The organism is Rhodanobacter sp. FDAARGOS 1247, from assembly GCF_016889805.1.
Lineage (GTDB): Bacteria > Pseudomonadota > Gammaproteobacteria > Xanthomonadales > Rhodanobacteraceae > Rhodanobacter.
The window spans coordinates 1,857,420-1,875,471 of record NZ_CP069535.1; the positions used below are offsets into that span (position 1 = coordinate 1,857,420).

Here is an 18,052-nt window from a genome sequence, read left to right on the forward strand (position 1 = left end):
GCGGATGTTCAGGGGAGCGAGCGGCCGGGAATGTACAGATGGGCTCCCGCTCTGTGTAAAGTAGGCGGATGTACAGCATCGTTCTGGTTGATGACCATGCCATCGTTCGCGAGGGCTTCAAGCGGCTGATCGAGATGGAGTCCGATCTCGATGTGGTGGCCGAATGCCGCAGCGCCGACGATGCCGTCGAAGCCGTGGGGCATTGGCGTCCCGATCTGGTGGCCCTGGACCTGTCCCTGCCGGATGGCAGCGGCCTGCCGCTGATCGAGCATCTTCGCAGCGTGCATCCGCAGGCCCGCATCGTGGTGCTGAGCATGCATGACGGCGAGCCCTATGTATCCGAAGCGCTTCGTCGCGGCGCCAGTGGTTACGTCACCAAGGGTGTCGCTCCCGAAGAACTGGTGGCGGGCCTGCGCGCGGTGATGCAGGGCGAGTGCTTCCTGAGCTCGGACCTGCGCCAGCGTCGGGCGGAGCGGCCGAATGAGGCGCTGGACCCGGTCAACCGGCTCACCACCCGGGAGCGCGAAGTGTTCCTGCTGCTGGCTGGCGGCCTGACCCCGAAGCAGGTGGCGGCGGAGCTGGGCATCGGCCAGAAGACCGTCTACATCCACCGGGCCAGCCTGATGGGCAAGCTGGGGGCGGGGTCGGAACTCGATCTCTACCGCATGGCCAGCGAACGAGGGTTGCTGTCACCGGCGGGCTGACGGGTCACTCGCGCCGGCATCAGCTCAGTCCGTCTGTGCGCGGTCCAGCATCTGCCTGGCGTGGGCCCTGGTTTCCCGGGTGATCTCCAGACCACCCAGCATGCGCGCCAGCTCGTCGCGGCGGCCGGCGGCATCGAGCTTCTCGATACGGGTGCGGGTGGAGTCGTCATCGCTGTGCTTGCTGACCCGCAGATGGGCGTGCCCCTGCGCGGCAACCTGCGGCAGATGGGTGACACACAGAACCTGTCGCTGCGCACCCAACGCCCGGAGTTTCTGCCCGACCACCTCGGCGATCGCCCCACCGATGCCGGTATCGACCTCGTCGAAGATCATGCTGCCGACCGTGTCCTTGCCCAGCGTGGCGACTTCGATGGCCAGGCTGATGCGGGCCAGTTCGCCACCGGAGGCGACCTTGCGCAGTGCGCGCGGTGGTTGACCGGGATTGGCACTGACCAGGAACTCGCAGCGTTCGCGACCCTGCGGGTCGGGCTCGCCGGCGGCAGCGGGTTCCAGTTCGACCTGCAACTGGCCGCCGGCCATGCCCAGTTCGTTCATCAGGGCGCTGACTTCCTCACCGAGCCGACTGGCAGCCAGCGAGCGGGCCTCGCTCAGCCTGGCGGCGGCGTCGGCATGGGCCAGCTCCAGCCGCCGGCTTTGCGTGGCCAGCGCTTCAAGCGCATCGCCGGCGCCTTCCAGTTCATCGTGTTCGGCGCGCAGGGCGGCCAGCTTGTCATGCAGTTCCGCAGCCGGCAGCCGGTGCCGCCGCGACAGTTCGTGCAGCCGGGCCAGGTGGTTGTCCACTTCGCTGAAACGTTCCGGATCAAGGTCGACGTCCTGCGCGTATCGTCCCAGACCATCGGCCGCCTCAGCCAGCTGGATGCCGGCGTTGTCCAGCAGATCGAGCAGGGGGGCGAGCTTGTCGTCGAGTGCGGCAAGCTTGGACAGCTCCGCGTGGGTGCGACCCAGCGCGCGGCGCAGCGCGAATTCGCTGTCGCCATCGAGCAGTTCCAGCACGCTGGTGCTGCCTTCAGCCAGCCGTCCGGCATTGGCCAGCCGCTTGTGACTCGATTCCAGCTCGGCCAGTTCGGCGGGCGGCAGGGACCATTTTTCTAGCGATTCGATTTCGTGGCGAAGCAGTTCGAGGCGCTGGTCCCGGTCGTCGCCGCCGCTGAGCTTGCGCATGCGCGCCGCGAGCTCGCGCCACTGCATGGCGCTTTCGCGCACCTGCACCAGCAGGTCGTCATGGCCGGCATAAGCGTCGAGCAGGGCCAGCTGATGAGGACGGGACAGCAGTGCCTGATGCTCGTGCTGGCCATGGATCTCGACCAGCAGGGCGGCCAGTTCGCCGAGCTGGCGCGCGTTGGCCGGGCGGCCGTTGATCCAGGCCCGGGAACTGCCCTCGGCACGGATCACCCGGCGCAACTGGCAGCCACCATCCTCGTCCAGTTCCTCGCGGGACAGCCACGCCCGCGCCTCGGCCAGATCGGTGAGGTCGAACTCGGCAGCCAGTTCGGCGCGGTCGCTGCCGGCGCGGACCATGCCGCTGTCGGCGCGGGCCCCGGCCAGCAGCATCAGGGCGTCGACCAGCAATGACTTGCCGGCACCGGTTTCGCCGCTGACCACGGTCAGGCCGGGGCCGAAGGACACTTCGGCGGCTTCCACAACGGCAAAATGGCGGACGTAGAGCGAAGTAAGCATGGCTGGCTTGATCGGGGAGTGACGGGATTGTAGCGGGAGCCGCCGAGCTGCTGGATACGTTTCACTTGCAAGGCGCGCGCGCAGACCTTATTTCTGTGTGGTCTCACGGACTGCAACACTCAGCATGACGAACCGGCACGGCCACGACCTCGATGCACGCGCGCGCAACCTGTTGCGCACGCTGATTGCGCAATACCTGATCGACGGCGAGCCGGTCGGCTCTCGCACGCTGTCGCGTTCGTCCGGCCTGGATGTCAGTGCTGCCACCATCCGCAACATCATGGCGGATCTGGAAGACGCCGGCCTGGTCGCTTCGCCGCACACCTCGGCAGGGAGGGTGCCGACGCCGCGCGGGCTGCGCCTGTTCGTCGACAGCCTGATCGAACTGCAGCCGCTGCCGCAGGCCGAGATGGCCCGCCTGCAGCGCGAATTGCCGCCGGGGCCGACCACCACGCGCGACCTGCTGGGCAATGTTTCCACCTTGCTGTCGGCGATGACCCGGTTTGCCGGTGTGGTCACCGTGCCGCGCCAGGCCGATTTCCCGCTGCGGCATATCGATTTCGTGTCGTTGCCGGACGCGCGGGTGCTGGTGATCCTGGTATTCAGCGACAACCAGGTGCAGAACCGCATCGTGCAACTGGCCAAGCCGCTGGATGCCAGCGAGCTCGAGCGCGCGGCCAATTACCTCAATACGCACTTTGCCGGTTTCCGGATCCACGACATCCGTGCCCACCTGCTGGCCGAGGTGCGCAAGGCCGGCAGTGAATTGAACCGGTTGCTGGCCAGTACGGTCGAGCTGGCCACCGCCTCGTTCGGCCCCGACGGTCCGACCGGGCCGGACATGCTGGTCAGTGGCCAGACCAATCTGATGGGTTATGCCGAGCTGGCCGACATGCAGCGCATGCGCGAGCTGTTCGAGGCATTCCAGCAAAAGAACGAACTGCTGCAGCTGATGGAAGTCTGCGCCCGGGCCCCCGGGATGCGCCTGTTCATCGGTGAGGAATCGGGCTTTACCGCGCTCGATGGTTGCAGCGTGGTGACCGCCAGCTATGGCGCGCAGGGTCGGGTGCTGGGCGCGGTGGGCGTCATCGGGCCGACCCGGATGGCCTACGAGCGGGTGATCCCGGTGGTGCAGGCCACCGCCGGATTGCTCAGCGACGCCTTGAATCGGGCGGCCACGACCCTATAACCGCTGCGGGAGACGGGGTTTCTCGCAAGAATCATGGGCGGTCGGCATTCGTGCCGGCCATGACAACCGTTTGGAGTGAACATGCAGAACAACGATCCGCATTCGTCGGGCGACACGCCAGCCGAGGACCATACCGCCGACGCGGCCAATCCCGAGCTGGAGGCCCTGCAGGCACGTGTGGCCGAGCTGGAGGCCAGCAACGCCGAGCTGCGCGAGACCGTCTTGCGCGAGCACGCCGAGCTCGACAACCAGCGTCGCCGGCTGCACCGCGACCTGGAGCAGGCTCGCCGTTTCGCCAACGAGAAACTGCTCGGCGAGTTGCTGCCGGTGTACGACGGACTGGAAAGTGGCCTGGCAGTCGAGGCGGCCGACGTCGCCTCGATGCGCGAAGGCCTTGGCCTGACCCTGAAGGCCCTGCTGAAGGTCGCCGAGAACCATGGCATGTCGCAGATCGATCCGCTGGGTCAGCCGCTCGACCCGGAACGGCACCACGCCGTGAGCATGGTCGACGCTGCCGGCCAGGCGCCGGGCACGGTGGTCAATGTGCTGCAGAAGGGTTACGTACTGAATGACCGCTTGTTGCGTCCCGCCCTGGTGGCGGTGGCCAGGGACTGAATGGTCACCACGCTGGCGCCCGCCTGAATGGCGCGCCGGCGGGAACGCTGGAACACGTCTTCGGGGCATTGCCGGCATTGAATCGCCAGAGCAGACCCCCATCTGAAAACCATCGCGGCCGCGGGGGCCGCAAAGAAAATCTGGAGAGATTGAACATGGGCAAGATCATCGGCATCGACCTGGGCACCACCAACTCCTGCGTGTCCGTGATGGACGGCACGACGACCAAGGTCATCGAGAACTCGGAAGGCGATCGCACCACGCCGTCCATCGTCGCCTTCAACAAGGACGGCGAAGTGCTGGTGGGCGCCTCGGCCAAGCGCCAGGGCGTGACCAACCCGAAGAACACCTTCTACGCGGTGAAGCGCCTGATCGGCCGCAAGTTCACCGACGCCGAAGTGCAAAAGGACCTGCACATCGTGCCCTACGGCATCGTGGCGCACGACAACGGTGACGCCTGGGTGCAGACCTCCGACGGCAAGAAGATGGCGCCGCAGGAGATCGCCGCCAAGGTGCTGATGAAGATGAAGAAGACCGCCGAGGACTATCTCGGCGAGACGATCACCGAGGCGGTGATCACCGTCCCGGCATACTTCAACGACAGCCAGCGCCAGGCGACCAAGGACGCCGGCAAGATCGCCGGCCTCGACGTCAAGCGCATCATCAACGAGCCGACCGCGGCTGCCCTGGCTTACGGCCTCGACAAGAAGGGCGGTGATCGCAAGATCGCGGTGTACGACCTGGGCGGCGGCACCTTCGACGTATCGATCATCGAGATCGCCGAAGTCGACGGCGAGAAGCAGTTCGAGGTACTGGCCACCAACGGCGACACCTTCCTGGGTGGCGAAGACTTCGACATGCGCGTCATCGACTATCTGGTCGAGGAATTCCAGAAGGAGCAGGGCATCGACCTGCGCAAGGACCCGCTGGCCCTGCAGCGCCTGAAGGACGCCGCCGAACGCGCCAAGATCGAGCTGTCCTCGAACCACCAGACCGACGTGAACCTGCCGTACGTGACGGCCGACGCCTCGGGCCCGAAGCACCTCAACATCAAGCTGACCCGGGCCAAGCTCGAGGCGCTGGTCGAGGATCTGGTCAAGCGCACCATCGAGCCGTGCCGCACCGCGTTGAATGATGCCGGCCTGCGCGTGTCCGACATCGACGACGTGATCCTGGTCGGCGGTCAGACCCGCATGCCCAAGGTGCAGGAAGCGGTGAAGGACTTCTTCGGCAAGGAACCGCGCAAGGACGTCAATCCGGACGAGGCCGTCGCCGTGGGCGCGGCGATCCAGGGCGGCGTGCTGGGTGGTTCGGTCAAGGACGTGCTGCTGCTCGACGTCACCCCGCTGTCGCTGGGCATCGAGACGATGGGCGGCGTGATGACCAAGCTGATCGAGAAGAACACCACGGTGCCGACCAAGGCCTCGCAGACGTTCTCGACTGCCGACGACAACCAGACCGCGGTGACCGTGCACGTGCTGCAGGGCGAGCGCGAGCGTGCCAGCGCGAACAAGTCGCTGGGCAAGTTCGACCTGCAGGGCATCGATCCGGCGCCGCGTGGCATGCCGCAGATCGAGGTTACCTTCGACATCGACGCGAACGGCATCCTGCACGTGTCGGCCAAGGACAAGAAGACCGGCAAGGAACAGAAGATCGAGATCAAGGCCGGCTCGGGCCTGTCCGAGGAAGAGATCGCCCGGATGGTCGCCGACGCCGAGGCGAACAAGGAAGAGGACAAGAAGTTCCATGAACTGGTGGCCACCCGCAACAAGGCCGACCAGCTTGTCCACGCCACCCGCAGCGCGCTGAAGGAGCACGGCGACAAGGTGCCGGCTGATCAGCTGAGCAGTATCGAGGGTGCGTTGTCCGACCTGGAGAAGGTCAAGGACGGCGACGACAAGGCGGCGATCGAATCCAAGGTCGAGAAGCTGGAACAGGTGGCGCAGGCGCTGTACGCGGCGGCGCAGGGTGGCGCCCAGGCTGACGCCGGTGCACAGTCGGCACCGGGCGGCGGTTCGGCCCAGCCCGATGACGTGGTGGATGCCGAGTTCACCGAAGTGAAAGACGACAAGTAATCTTCGGCATCGTCATCGGCGTTGCCGATGGGCCAGCCCGCGCCGGGAATTCTCCGGGCGTGGGCTGTTTGCTGAATGCGGGACAGGGGCGCGACAGGCAGTGTGGATGCATCAATGAGCAAACGTGATTACTACGAAGTGCTGGGCGTGGAGCGCAGCGTCAGCGAAGTCGAGCTGAAGAAATCCTTTCGCCGACTGGCGATGAAATACCACCCGGATCGCTGCCCGGACGATCCCGCGGCGCAGGACAAGTTCAAGGAGGCCAAGGAGGCCTACGAGGTGCTGTCCGACACCCAGAAACGCGCAATGTACGACCAGCACGGTCATGCCGCGTTCGAGCACGGCATGGGCGGCCGAGGCGGCGCGGGTTTCGGCGACGTGGGCGACATCTTCGGCGACATCTTCGGCGACATCTTCGGTCGTGCCGGCGGCGGGCGCGGGCGTCCGCGTCGCGGTGCCGACCTGCGCTACATCATGGAACTGGACCTGGAAGAGGCCGTGTTCGGCGTCAGCCGGCAAATCGAGATACCCAGCCAGGTCAACTGCCACCACTGCAACGGCAGCGGCTCGGAAGATGGCAAGGTCAGCAAGTGCAAGACCTGCCACGGCCACGGCCAGGTGCGCATGCAGAACGGCATTTTCTCGATCCAGCAGGCGTGCCCGCATTGCGGTGGCAGCGGCCAGACCATCGAGAAACCCTGCAAGAAATGCCATGGCGAAGGCCGCATCGAGGAGACCCGCACGCTATCGGTGCAGATTCCCGAGGGCGTCGACAACGGCGATCGCATCCGCCTGACCGGGCAGGGCGAGGCCGGCCCGTCCGGTACACCGGCCGGCGATCTGTACGTGGAAGTGCAGGTGCGCGAACACGCGATTTTCCAGCGCGAGGGCAACGACCTTTATTGCGAGCTGCCGATCCGCTTCTCGCAGGCGGCCCTGGGCGCCGAACTTCCCGTGCCGACCCTGGATGGCGAGGTGCCGATCAGCATCCCGTCGGAAACCCAGACCGGAACGCAATTCCGCCTGCGCGGTCGCGGCGTCAAGTCGGTGCGCAGCAGCCGGCATGGCGACCTGATCTGCCGGGTCGTGGTGGAGACGCCGGTGCGCCTGACCAAGCAGCAGCGCGAGTTGCTGGAATCGCTGGAGGCCACCTTCGACGGCAGCGAGGCCAGCAAGCACACGCCGCGCGCCAACGGTTGGGTCGACGGCGTGAAGAAATTCTGGTCGAAAGTCACCGCGTGATCCTGGCTGGCCGCGGGCTAGCATCCAACAATCGAGCCACTGGAGTGCGTCGCTGATGACCCGACCCGTCCGTCTTGCCATCAACGGCGCCTCCGGCCGCATGGGTCGTGCCCTGCTGGATCTTGTCGGCAAGGATCCCCGCTTCGCGCTCGTCCACGCAGTGGTGGCCCCGGGTTCTCCGCACGATGGCCAGCTGGTGGCGCCGCTCACCGACAGCGTCCTGCGCCATGCGCACGACTGGGCGCAGGCGCCGGCGATCGATGCGGTCATCGACTTCAGCAGCCCGGCGGCCCTGTCATCGGCGCTCGAGCACTGCCTGACGCGCGGTATCGCGCTGGTCAGCGGCACCACCGGCCTCGACGCCGCGCTGGAAGCACGCCTCGCCGATGCCGGCCAGCACATTGCCCTCCTGCGCGCGGCCAATTTCAGCCTGGGCGTGGCGGTGCTGACGCGACTGCTGCGCGAAGCCGCTGCCGCGTTGCCGTTGTGGGACCTGGAAATCGTCGAAGCACATCATGGCCGCAAGCAGGATGCCCCGTCGGGCACCGCCCTGGCGCTCGGCCACGCCGCCGCCGCCGCGCGCCGGACCACGCTGGAGGCGACGGCGGTGTACAGCCGCGAGGGCCAGACCGGTGCACGGGGCGAGGGCAGCATCGGCTTTGCCGTGGTGCGCGGCGGCGATATCGTCGGTGAGCATTCCGCGATGCTGATCGGGCAGGGCGAGCGGCTGGAACTGGTTCACCGTGCCACCGATCGTTCGATCTTTGCGCGCGGTGCCTTGCAGGCGGCGCACTGGCTGGTCGGCCGTAGCGCCGGGCACTGGCAGCTCGAGGATGTCATCGCGACGCAGCGGTGAGTCGTGTCGGCGGCCGGATCGGCTGGTGACAGCTCAGTGATAGGCGCTGATCAGGCCGAAGCAGGCGGCGACCAGCAGAAACGCGACGGCGACGATCGACAGCAGGCCGAGCAGCATGCCCTTGCCGGTGCGTGGCTTGCTGCCGTTGAGCAGGACGACCCCCCACACGACGATAGCCAGCGGCGGAAGCAGGAAGCCGCCCAGGATCGCGCCGAAGCTGTCGGTCATCAGTATCAGCGTCATCAACAGCACTTCGCCAACGATCATGACCAGCCAGGCCAGGCCGACCCCGGCCGCCAGCGAGCCGCCGGAAGTGTCCGGTTCGTGGGGCATGGGTGGGGGCGTTGATGGCGCGGAGGTCGGCGGTTCCAGACGCATCTCACTCATGGGGTGTTTCCTCGATGGCGCGGCCCTGTTCGATCTCGCGGCGCAACTTCGTCAACGTGGCAGCCTTGTCGTCGCGATAGAACAGGTTGAAAGTATCGAACGGAATGATCTTTCCATCGGGCTGGGCGATGTGCACGCAGGATTTCTTCACCGCGCGCAGGTCGAAGCCGTGGGCGTCGATGAACTGCATGATCAGCACGCGGAACACGTTGCGGTAGCCGAGGTCGGACGGCGCCTGCACCTGCGGCAGGCAGCACAGCAGGTCGGCCAGCGAGCAGGCCTGCGATTCGGGTGAATGGTTGGTGGCGAACAGCTCGAACACGTGGGCGCGCAGTTCCTCGTCACGCTCCACCACGATCGTGTTGCGGCCCTTGCTGACCAGGGTTTCCGGCGAGACGAAGCGGGTCAGCGGCACGACCTGGCCACCCATCTTCAGTGCATAGGCCATCGCCAGGCAGTCCGGGTTGCATGGCACCGGAATCAGGTCGTCGGGCTGGAACAGCGGACTTTGTTCGAGGATGCGCCGGCGCACTTCGCTCAGGGTCAGCCGGTTGTGTTCGGGATCGTAGCCTTCCAGACGGCCGGCGGCCTGGATCGGCTGGAACGTTACGCCGCGCACGCACGGCTGGGTCAGCGCGAAGTCGATGATCTCGCCCAGCTCGCCATCGTTGAGGCCCTTCTTCACGGTGACGACAAGCGTGGTCGAAATGTCGTGCCGGTTCAGGTGCTCCAGCGCCTTCAGCCGCACGTCGCGCAGCTTCGCGCCGCGCAACTCCTTGTGCACCTCGTCCCGCAGGGAATCGAACTGCAGGTACAGCTCGAAGCCGGGCTGGTATTCGGCCAGCCGCGCGGCGAACTCCGGTTCCTTCGCGATGCGCAGGCCGTTGGTGTTGACCATCAGATGCCGGATCGGACGCGCCCTGGCGGCATCGAGGATCGCGAAGAAATCCGGATGCAGGGTCGGTTCGCCGCCGGATATCTGCACCACGTCGGGCTCGCCCTCGTTGGCCACCACCGCATCGAGCATGCGTTCCACCGTGGCCAGACCGCGGAAGCCGGGGCGGTGCGGGCCGCTGTCGGCGTAGCAGATCGGGCAGCGCAGGTTGCAGTGGTCGGTGATCTCGACCAGGGTCAGGCAGGAGTGCTGCATGTGCTCCGGGCACAGGCCGCAGTCGTACGGGCAGCCGTAGTGCTGGGGCGTGTTGAAGCGCTGCGGTAGCTCCGGCGGCTTGATGTACAGCTCGCGGCACTGGCGGTAGTACGCCGCGTCGTCGGCGATCAGCACGCGCTCGCGGCCGTGGTGCGGACACCATTTTTCCAGGTAGACGCGTTCATCCTTGATCAGGATCTTCGCCTCGACCCGGCGCAGGCAGGTCGTGCAGATCGACACCGCGCTGTCGTAGAAGAGATATGGCCTTACCTTGGCTCCCATGCACCGCTTCCCCTGGCGAACAACGCCCGCAGGATACGTGGAATGTCGCGGGCGTAGTAAACCAGCCCGGCCACGCACAGCCATTGCAGCCCGGACAGCCCCCCGGGATAGGTGTAGAACACCGGCTTGATGAACTCGACCAGCAGGCGGAACAGCAGGTAGCCGATCATGAAGGCACGGAAGCGGTCACCCGGCCGGGTCAGAGCCTCTCGACGCCAGTGCAGCAGCACGTACTGGACCAGCAGGAAGGCGATCTCGTAGAGCTGGGTGGGATGGCGTGGCAGGCCATCACCGAAGTCCACGCCCCACGGCAACGCAGTCGGTAAGCCATACGTGTGGTCGCCGAGGCCAGCCAGGAAGCAGCCGATCCGGCCGATGCACATGCCCAGGGTCAGCGGCAGCACGAAGGCGTCACCGGTGGAGTTGTCGACTCCAGCGATGTTCTTGGCCAGCTCCACGCCGACAAGGCCGCCGAGCAGGGCGCCGATGATCGACTTGCCTTCCAGCAGGTGGTGCAACTCGGGGAAGTCGGCGAACGCGGTCAGCGGGTCGTCCAGCCAGAACGACAGCTTGGCGCCCAGCGCGGCGCCGACGATCGCACCCACCGCCACCCAGACCATGTGGTCCTCATGCCGGAATGCCGTGGGCGCCAGTCGACGCCGCGTCCACAGGAAGGTGCGAAAGCCGATCGCGTAAGCCAGTGCCTCGAACATCGTGTGCAGCGCGACGGGCGACATGGCAGGGCGAACTCAGTCGCGATGCGAGGCGTTGCGATCCCGGCCCGCGCCGAGCTTCCTGTCCAGGCTGCCGAAGATCTTCTTGAAGGTGCGCGAGAACTTGCCACGCCTGGTCTTGCGCAGTTTCTCCTCCTCGCTGGTCAGCCACGCGACCTGGATCACGCGTCGTTCGCCTTCATAGGGCAGGTGCCCGTGGAAGGAGTTGTCGCAGCGCTTGAAGACGGCGAACTCGCCATAGAGCGGCGTCAGCTCCGGAGCGATCACGCTGTCGATGTCATCGATGCGATGCAGGAAGCGCAGGCAGCCTTCGCTGGTGTCGGGCCACTGGGGGTTGAGGTAGATCAGCGCGGTGGCGATCTTGGACCGGCTGTCGGTATGGATGGTGCCGTGGCGCTTGTTGAGCAGCCGGCACAAGGTGACCAGCGTGGGATAACGCCCGAGATCATCGATGCCCAGGCGCCGGCCGATGGCGCTGGCGAAGTCCGGTGCGGTCATGTCCCGGATCAGGGCGTTGACGCTCGGTCCGCAGTCGGCCGGGTCGTAAGGGAAAAAGCCGGCGCTGGCGTATTTGGGGAAATCGCGGTCCAGGTCGCTGCGCACTTCGTCCGGCAACTGGCCGTGCGCCACCATGAACGGAAAGGGATCGTGCTGCACCGTGGTATCCGGGCGATCGAGACGAGCGGGATCGAGCAGGACGGCAGCACTCATGGGACATCATTCTCCGGCAAAATGTGGCCTAGTGTAGCGCTGGCCGACTGACTGGAAAGCTCCGGGCATGAGCGCAATGCCTGTCCTGCGAGGTGGACAGAAACGGCGTCGCCACTTATCATTTCCACCCGCCCAGATCCTTTCCCTCACAAGCTCCACAAGCCAGCAATCGTGCGGCTTGCGGACTTTGCTGCATCAAAAAGGCGGTTATCGTATGCCTATTCCTGCCCTGCTGGCCCTCGAAGACGGCAGCGTGTTCCATGGCCACGCTGTCGGAGCAACCGGCGAAACCGTTGGCGAAGTGGTTTTCAACACCGCCATGACCGGTTACCAGGAGATCCTCACCGATCCCTCGTACTCCCGCCAGATCGTCACGCTGACCTATCCCCACATCGGCAATACCGGCATCAATGCCGAAGACGTGGAATCCACCGCGGTGCACGCCGCCGGCCTGATCGTGCGCGACGTGCCGCGCCGGGCCAGCAGCTGGCGCAGCACCGAAAGCCTGCCCGATTACCTGAAGCGCCATGGCACGGTCGCCATCGCCGGCATCGATACCCGCCGGCTGACCCGCATCCTGCGCGACAAGGGCGCGCTGGCCGGTTGCATCATGGCGGGCGAGCAGGTCGACGCCGATGCAGCGCTGGCCAGGGCGCGCGCATTCCCCGGCCTGAACGGCATGGATCTGGCCAAGGTGGTCAGCACCGCCAAGGCGTATGTGTGGAATCAGGGCGTGTACGACCTCGATCGCGCTGCGTTCAACCAGCCAGCGGCGCGCTTCAAGGTGGTCGCTTACGACTTTGGCAGCAAGCTCAACATCCTGCGCCTGCTCGCCGAACAGGGCTGCGAGGTCACCGTGGTGCCGGCGCAGACGCCTGCCGCCGAGGTGCTGGCGATGAAGCCCGATGGCGTGTTCCTGTCCAACGGCCCCGGCGATCCGGCGGCCTGCGATTACGCCATCGTGGCAACCCGCGCCTTGCTCGATGCAAAGATCCCGCTGTTCGGCATCTGCCTCGGTCATCAGCTGATGGGCCTGGCGCTGGGCGGCAGGACGGTGAAGATGAAGTTCGGGCACCACGGTGCCAACCACCCGGTCAAGGATCACGACGACGGCCGCGTGCTGATCACCTCGCAGAACCACGGTTTCGCGGTCGATCCGGCCACGCTGCCGGCCAATGTGCGGGTCACCCATACCTCGCTGTTCGACGGTTCGCTGCAGGGCTTCGCGCTGACCGACCGTCCCGCGTTCTGCTTCCAGGGTCATCCCGAAGCGAGTCCCGGGCCGCTCGATGTCGGCTATCTGTTCCAACGTTTCGCCACCCTGATGCAGGAGGCCCGCACGCATGCCTAAGCGCACCGATATCAAGAGCGTCCTCATCATCGGTGCCGGTCCGATCGTGATCGGCCAGGCCTGCGAGTTCGACTATTCCGGCGCGCAGGCATGCAAGGCGCTGAAGGAAGAGGGCTACCGGGTGATCCTGGTGAACTCCAATCCCGCCACGATCATGACCGACCCGGAAACCGCCGACGCGGTCTACATCGAACCGATCAACTGGCAGACGGTGGAGCGCATCATCGCCAAGGAGCGCCCGGATGCGGTGCTGCCCACGATGGGCGGGCAGACCGGCCTGAACTGCGCGCTCGACCTGGCCGACAACGGCGTGCTGGAGAAGTACAACGTCGAACTGATCGGTGCGAAGCGCGAAGCGATCCGCATGGCCGAGGACCGCGAGCTGTTCCGCGTGGCCATGGCGGAGATCGGGCTGGAATGCCCGAAGGCCGAGATCGCGCGCACCTTCGAGCAGGCGCTGGAAACCCAGGCCAAGGTCGGTTTCCCCACCGTGATCCGGCCCAGCTTCACCTTGGGCGGCTCCGGCGGCGGCATCGCGTACAACCGCGAGGAGTTCGAGGAAATCGTCAAGCGCGGCCTGGAGCTTTCGCCGACCAGCGAAGTGCTGGTCGAGGAATCCGTGCTGGGCTGGAAGGAATTCGAGATGGAAGTGGTCCGCGACACCGCGGACAACTGCATCATCGTCTGCTCGATCGAGAACCTGGACCCGATGGGCGTGCACACCGGCGACTCGATCACCGTGGCACCGGCGCAGACGCTCACCGACAAGGAATACCAGCGCCTGCGCGACGCCTCGATCGCCGTGCTGCGCAAGATCGGCGTGGACACCGGCGGTTCCAACGTGCAGTTCGGCATCAATGCCGAGGACGGCCGCGTGGTGGTCATCGAGATGAACCCGCGGGTGTCGCGATCGTCCGCGCTGGCGTCGAAAGCCACCGGCTTTCCGATCGCCAAGGTCGCCGCGAAGCTCGCCATCGGCTACACCCTGGACGAGTTGAAGAACGACATCACCGGCGGCCTGACCCCGGCCTCGTTCGAGCCGTCGATCGACTACGTGGTCACCAAGATCCCGCGTTTCGCCTTCGAGAAATTCCCGGCCGCCGACGCGCGCCTGACCACCCAGATGAAGTCGGTGGGCGAGGTGATGGCGATCGGCCGCAGCTTCCACGAATCGCTGCAGAAGGCCTTGCGCGGACTGGAGATCGGCAAGACCGGCCTCAATCCGACCGGCCTCGACATCGGTACCGAGGACGGCCTGGCCGTGCTCAAGCGCGAGCTGCGCGAGCCGCGCCCCGACCGCGTATTCCATCTGGCCGACGCGTTCCGTGCCGGCCTGTCGCTGGAGGAAGTGTTCAACCTCAGCCGGGTCGACCCGTGGTTCCTCGCCGCGTTCGAGGACATCGTGCTGACCGAAGCCGAAGTCATTGCGCAGGGCATCACCGCACTCGATGAACCGCGTCTGCGCGAGCTCAAGCGGCTGGGCTTTGCCGATGCACGCATCGCCGAACTGCTGAACACCGACGAAGCCGCCGTGCGCCACCTGCGCCATACGCTGGGCGTGCGCCCGGTCTACAAGCGGGTGGATTCCTGCGCGGCCGAGTTCGCCACCAGCACCGCGTACATGTATTCCACCTACGAGGAAGAATGCGAAGCCGAGCCGACCAGCCGCGACAAGATCATCGTGCTGGGCGGCGGCCCGAACCGGATCGGGCAGGGCATCGAGTTCGACTACTGCTGCGTGCATGCCTCGCTGGCGCTGCGCGAGGATGGCTATGAAACCATCATGGTCAACTGCAACCCGGAAACCGTGTCGACCGACTACGACACGTCCGACCGGTTGTACTTCGAGCCGCTGACGCTGGAAGACGTGCTGGAAATCGTCCATGTCGAGAAGCCGAAGGGCGTGATCGTGCAGTACGGCGGGCAGACCCCGCTGAAACTGGCGCGTGCGCTGGAAGCCGCTGGCGTGCCGATCATCGGCACCAGCCCGGATTCGATCGACCTGGCCGAGGATCGCGAGCGCTTCCAGCAGATGATCGAGAAGATCGGCCTGAAGCAGCCGCCGAACCGCACCGCCCGCAACGCCGACGAAGCGTTGGCGCTGGCCCGCGAGATCGGCTATCCGCTGGTGGTGCGTCCCAGTTACGTGCTCGGCGGTCGCGCCATGGAAGTGGTGCACGACGACGCCGACCTGTCGCGCTACATCCGCGACGCGGTGAAGGTGTCGAACGATTCGCCGGTGCTGCTGGACCGCTTCCTCGACCATGCGGTGGAAGTCGACGTGGACGTGATCGCGGACGCCGAGGGCACCGTGCTGATCGGCGGCATCATGGAGCACATCGAGGAGGCCGGCGTGCATTCGGGCGACTCGTCCTGCTCGCTGCCGCCGTACTCGCTGAGTACCGAGATCCAGGACGAAATGCGCCGCCAGGTCAGCGCGATGGCGAAGGAGCTCAAGGTCATCGGCCTGATGAACACCCAGTTCGCGATCCAGGGCGACACGGTCTACATCCTGGAAGTGAACCCGCGTGCCTCGCGCACCGTGCCCTTCGTGTCCAAGGCCACCGGCGTGCCGCTGGCCAAGGTCGCCGCGCGGGTGATGGCGGGTCGTTCGCTGGTGAGCCTCGGCGCCACGCGCGAGGTGATTCCGTCGTACTACTCGGTGAAGGAGGCGATCTTCCCGTTCCTGAAATTCCAGAACGTGGATCCGATCCTGGGTCCGGAGATGCGCTCCACCGGCGAGGTCATGGGCGTGGGGCGCAGCTTTGGTGCCGCGTTCGCCCGTGGCCATGAGGCGGCGGGAATCCGGACGCTTACCGTGGGCAAGGCGTTTCTGTCGGTGCGCGACAGCGACAAGGATCGCCTGCTGACCGTGGCGAAGGAAATCATCGGGCGCGGTTTCACCCTGGTGGCGACGTCGGGTACGGCCAGCTACCTGGCCGAGCATGGCGTGGCCTGCGAACGGGTCAACAAGGTGCTCGAAGGGCGGCCGCACATCGTCGACCTGATCAAGAACGGCGAGATCGCGTACATCGTCAACACTACCGAGGGCAAGCAGGCGATCGCCGACTCGTTCTCGATCCGGCGCGAGGCCCTGCAGCATCGCGTCACCTATTCCACGACCGTGGCAGGCGCCCGTGCGCTGGTCCATTCGCTTGATTTCCACAGCGATGGCGAGGTGCACAGCCTGCAGGAACTGCACAAGGAGCTCGGCGCATGAGTCGTCCCCCCATCACCAAGAGCGGTTCGGAACGTCTGCGTGGCGAACTTGACCGGCTGAAGTCGGTCGATCGCCCGCGCATCATCGCGGCGATTGCCGAGGCCCGCGCGCATGGCGATCTGAAGGAAAACGCCGAGTATCACGCGGCGCGCGAGCTGCAGAGCTTCACCGAGGGGCGCATCGCCCAGCTGGAAGCCCTGTTGTCGAACGCCGAAGTGATCGACGTGGCGAAGTTGAACCCCGGCAAGCGGGTCGTCTTCGGCGCGATCGTGGATCTCGAGGACGAAGACAGCGGCGTGGCGGTGACCTACCAGATCGTGGGTGACCTGGAAGCCGACATCAAGCAGAGCCTGATTGCCGTGTCATCGCCGATCGCGCGGGCATTGATCGGCAAGCATGAAGGCGACAGCTTCGAATTCACCGCGCCGAACGGCGTCAAGCATTACGAAATCACCGGCGTGCGGTACGAATAGCCGGCGGGCGGCCTCGGTGGACACGATCTGCCGAAGCCGCCACGCTGTTTGCAGACACGAAAAAGGCCGCTTGCGCGGCCTTCTTCGTGTCGCCTTGCGCGATGACTCAGCGCTGACGAGCCTTGAAACGGGGGTTGCTCTTGCAGATCACGAACACCTTGCCGCGACGGCGAACAACCTTGCAGTCGCGATGCCGCGCCTTGGCGGACTTCAAAGAGTTAAGCACCTTCACGGCCAGCTCCTGACACAAAAGAATAAAGTAAGCTGGCAATTGTAACCAGTTGAAAGCCTTGTTACAAGCCCGGGGCAATGACCATTTCCGTGACCGTGGCCAGGAACTGCTGCAGCACGGGCGAGGTGTCGTCGACGCGGGAAGCCAGGGCCAGCAACAGGTAGGCATCGGCGTCTTCCAGCGGCACATAACTGACGCCTGCCAGCCGCACGGCCCGCATGCTGGCCGGGACCAGGGCCAGCCCCAGGCCGCCGGCAACCAGGGCCAGCAAGCCGTTGACCTGCTGGGCGTGCTGGATGATCGTGGGCTGGAAACCTGCCCGGGTGGCCAGTTTCACCAGCCGATCGTAGAGCGTGGCGACCAGTTGGCGCGGCTGCGAGACGAACGCATCGCCGGCGACTTCGGCCAGATGCAGGCTGCTGCGCCCGGCCAGCGGATGTCCGGTGGGGAGCGCCAGCAGGAGCGGTTCACGGTCGATCACGTTCAGTCGCAGGCTGCGTGCCGTCTGGGGATTGGTCGGTTCATCCCGCACGAAGCCGACGTCGATCTGGCCGGCAAGCAGGGCGGCAAATTGCGGTTCGGTATACATCTCGCTCAACTGCAGCGCGACCTTGGGGGCGATCTGGCCGTAACGGAGCAGGGTCTGGGGCAGGGCGGGATGGAACGAGACAGACACGCTATAGGCCAGTCGCAACTGGCCGCTGTAGCCGGCCGCAGCGGCGGTGACCTGGCTGCGTGCCTCATCGGCCTTGGCGAGAATCTGTCGAGCCTGTTCGAGGAACACGCGGCCCGGTTCGGTCAGGGCCACATGGCGCTTGTTGCGCTCGAGCAGGCGCACATCGAGATCCTCCTCGAGGGCGCGGATCTGCTGGGATAGCGGCGGTTGGGACAGGTGCAGGCGCAAGGCAGCCCGGGTGAAGCTCAGCTCCTCGGCGACGGCGACGAAATAGCGCAACTGGCGAAGATCGAACATATAGAGATATCGAATTAATGATGCGCTAAATATATATTAGATACTTTATTGAGGCGATCATAAAATGACGACGTCCCGCCACCTCCCCTCCCCCCGGTGGCGGTGACCCTCGCCCCGCAGCGATGCTAAATACGACGTCTGGTTCAACTCCCCCCCTGAA

At 65.8% G+C, this 18,052-nt stretch carries 16 protein-coding genes; 9 read left to right on the forward strand and 7 right to left on the reverse strand.

Annotated elements, in window-relative coordinates:
- Nucleotides 1–68: 68 nt before the first annotated feature.
- Nucleotides 69–704, forward strand: a complete 636-nt coding sequence (locus I6J77_RS08435) for a response regulator transcription factor (protein WP_007805399.1) — start codon at nucleotides 69–71, stop codon at nucleotides 702–704.
- Between the two features lie 24 nt (nucleotides 705–728).
- On the opposite strand, the gene recN is transcribed toward I6J77_RS08435, so the two are convergent.
- Entirely contained in the window at nucleotides 729–2,402 is a 1,674-nt protein-coding gene (gene recN, locus I6J77_RS08440; RefSeq protein ID WP_204111275.1) for a DNA repair protein RecN, read from the reverse strand.
- 124 nt (nucleotides 2,403–2,526) lie between these two features.
- Here recN and hrcA point away from each other — a divergent pair, with 124 nt between their 5' ends.
- The 5 genes from hrcA to dapB all read left to right on the forward strand — a co-directional run bounded on the left by hrcA (nucleotide 2,527) and on the right by dapB (nucleotide 8,379).
- Entirely contained in the window at nucleotides 2,527–3,591 is a 1,065-nt protein-coding gene (gene hrcA / locus I6J77_RS08445; RefSeq protein WP_204111276.1) for a heat-inducible transcriptional repressor HrcA, read from the forward strand.
- 81 nt (nucleotides 3,592–3,672) lie between these two features.
- Complete coding sequence (gene grpE / locus I6J77_RS08450) at nucleotides 3,673–4,206, forward strand: nucleotide exchange factor GrpE (RefSeq protein ID WP_204111277.1); 534 nt, start codon at nucleotides 3,673–3,675, stop codon at nucleotides 4,204–4,206.
- A 155-nt stretch (nucleotides 4,207–4,361) separates the two neighbouring features.
- Entirely contained in the window at nucleotides 4,362–6,281 is a 1,920-nt protein-coding gene (dnaK, locus tag I6J77_RS08455; RefSeq protein WP_056718608.1) for a molecular chaperone DnaK, read from the forward strand.
- A 114-nt stretch (nucleotides 6,282–6,395) separates the two neighbouring features.
- On the forward strand, nucleotides 6,396–7,523 hold the full coding sequence (gene dnaJ, locus I6J77_RS08460) for a molecular chaperone DnaJ (RefSeq protein WP_204111278.1): 1,128 nt from the start codon (nucleotides 6,396–6,398) through the stop codon (nucleotides 7,521–7,523).
- 55 nt (nucleotides 7,524–7,578) lie between these two features.
- Complete coding sequence (gene dapB, locus I6J77_RS08465) at nucleotides 7,579–8,379, forward strand: 4-hydroxy-tetrahydrodipicolinate reductase (protein WP_204111279.1); 801 nt, start codon at nucleotides 7,579–7,581, stop codon at nucleotides 8,377–8,379.
- Between the two features lie 33 nt (nucleotides 8,380–8,412).
- Here dapB and I6J77_RS08470 read toward each other — a convergent pair whose 3' ends face one another.
- From I6J77_RS08470 to I6J77_RS08485, 4 genes are read right to left on the reverse strand one after another with little or no spacing between them, the layout of a single operon-like run.
- A complete protein-coding gene (locus tag I6J77_RS08470) occupies nucleotides 8,413–8,766 on the reverse strand; it encodes a hypothetical protein (RefSeq protein WP_204111280.1) in 354 nt (117 codons plus the stop codon).
- Entirely contained in the window at nucleotides 8,759–10,198 is a 1,440-nt protein-coding gene (locus I6J77_RS08475) for a radical SAM protein (RefSeq protein WP_204111281.1), read from the reverse strand. Before I6J77_RS08475 ends, I6J77_RS08470 begins: the two co-directional genes overlap by 8 nt.
- A complete protein-coding gene (locus I6J77_RS08480; protein ID WP_204111282.1) occupies nucleotides 10,183–10,935 on the reverse strand; it encodes a prolipoprotein diacylglyceryl transferase in 753 nt (250 codons plus the stop codon). Before I6J77_RS08480 ends, I6J77_RS08475 begins: the two co-directional genes overlap by 16 nt.
- Before the next feature lie 12 nt (nucleotides 10,936–10,947).
- Nucleotides 10,948–11,643: a 2OG-Fe(II) oxygenase gene (locus I6J77_RS08485; protein WP_056718602.1), complete on the reverse strand. Its 696-nt coding sequence runs from the start codon at nucleotides 11,641–11,643 to the stop codon at nucleotides 10,948–10,950.
- Nucleotides 11,644–11,857: 214 nt separating this feature from the next.
- On the opposite strand from I6J77_RS08485, the gene carA reads away from it, so the two are divergent.
- The 3 genes from carA to greA are packed head-to-tail and all read left to right on the forward strand — an operon-like array spanning nucleotide 11,858 to nucleotide 16,687.
- Nucleotides 11,858–12,994, forward strand: coding sequence for a glutamine-hydrolyzing carbamoyl-phosphate synthase small subunit (carA, locus tag I6J77_RS08490; RefSeq protein WP_204111283.1), 1,137 nt, complete (start codon nucleotides 11,858–11,860; stop codon nucleotides 12,992–12,994).
- Nucleotides 12,987–16,214, forward strand: coding sequence for a carbamoyl-phosphate synthase large subunit (gene carB / locus I6J77_RS08495; RefSeq protein WP_204111284.1), 3,228 nt, complete (start codon nucleotides 12,987–12,989; stop codon nucleotides 16,212–16,214). The genes carA and carB overlap by 8 nt, the downstream gene beginning before the upstream one ends.
- A complete protein-coding gene (gene greA / locus I6J77_RS08500) occupies nucleotides 16,211–16,687 on the forward strand; it encodes a transcription elongation factor GreA (protein ID WP_056718599.1) in 477 nt (158 codons plus the stop codon). Before carB ends, greA begins: the two co-directional genes overlap by 4 nt.
- 106 nt (nucleotides 16,688–16,793) lie before the next feature.
- Here the strand turns inward: greA and ykgO are convergent, their stop codons facing one another.
- Nucleotides 16,794–16,919, reverse strand: coding sequence for a type B 50S ribosomal protein L36 (gene ykgO / locus I6J77_RS08505; RefSeq protein WP_007508267.1), 126 nt, complete (start codon nucleotides 16,917–16,919; stop codon nucleotides 16,794–16,796).
- Nucleotides 16,920–16,980: 61 nt separating this feature from the next.
- The gene (locus tag I6J77_RS08510) at nucleotides 16,981–17,892 is read right to left on the reverse strand and encodes a LysR substrate-binding domain-containing protein (protein ID WP_056718598.1); all 912 of its coding nucleotides are present in this window, start codon (nucleotides 17,890–17,892) and stop codon (nucleotides 16,981–16,983) included.
- Nucleotides 17,893–18,052: the final 160 nt, after the last annotated feature.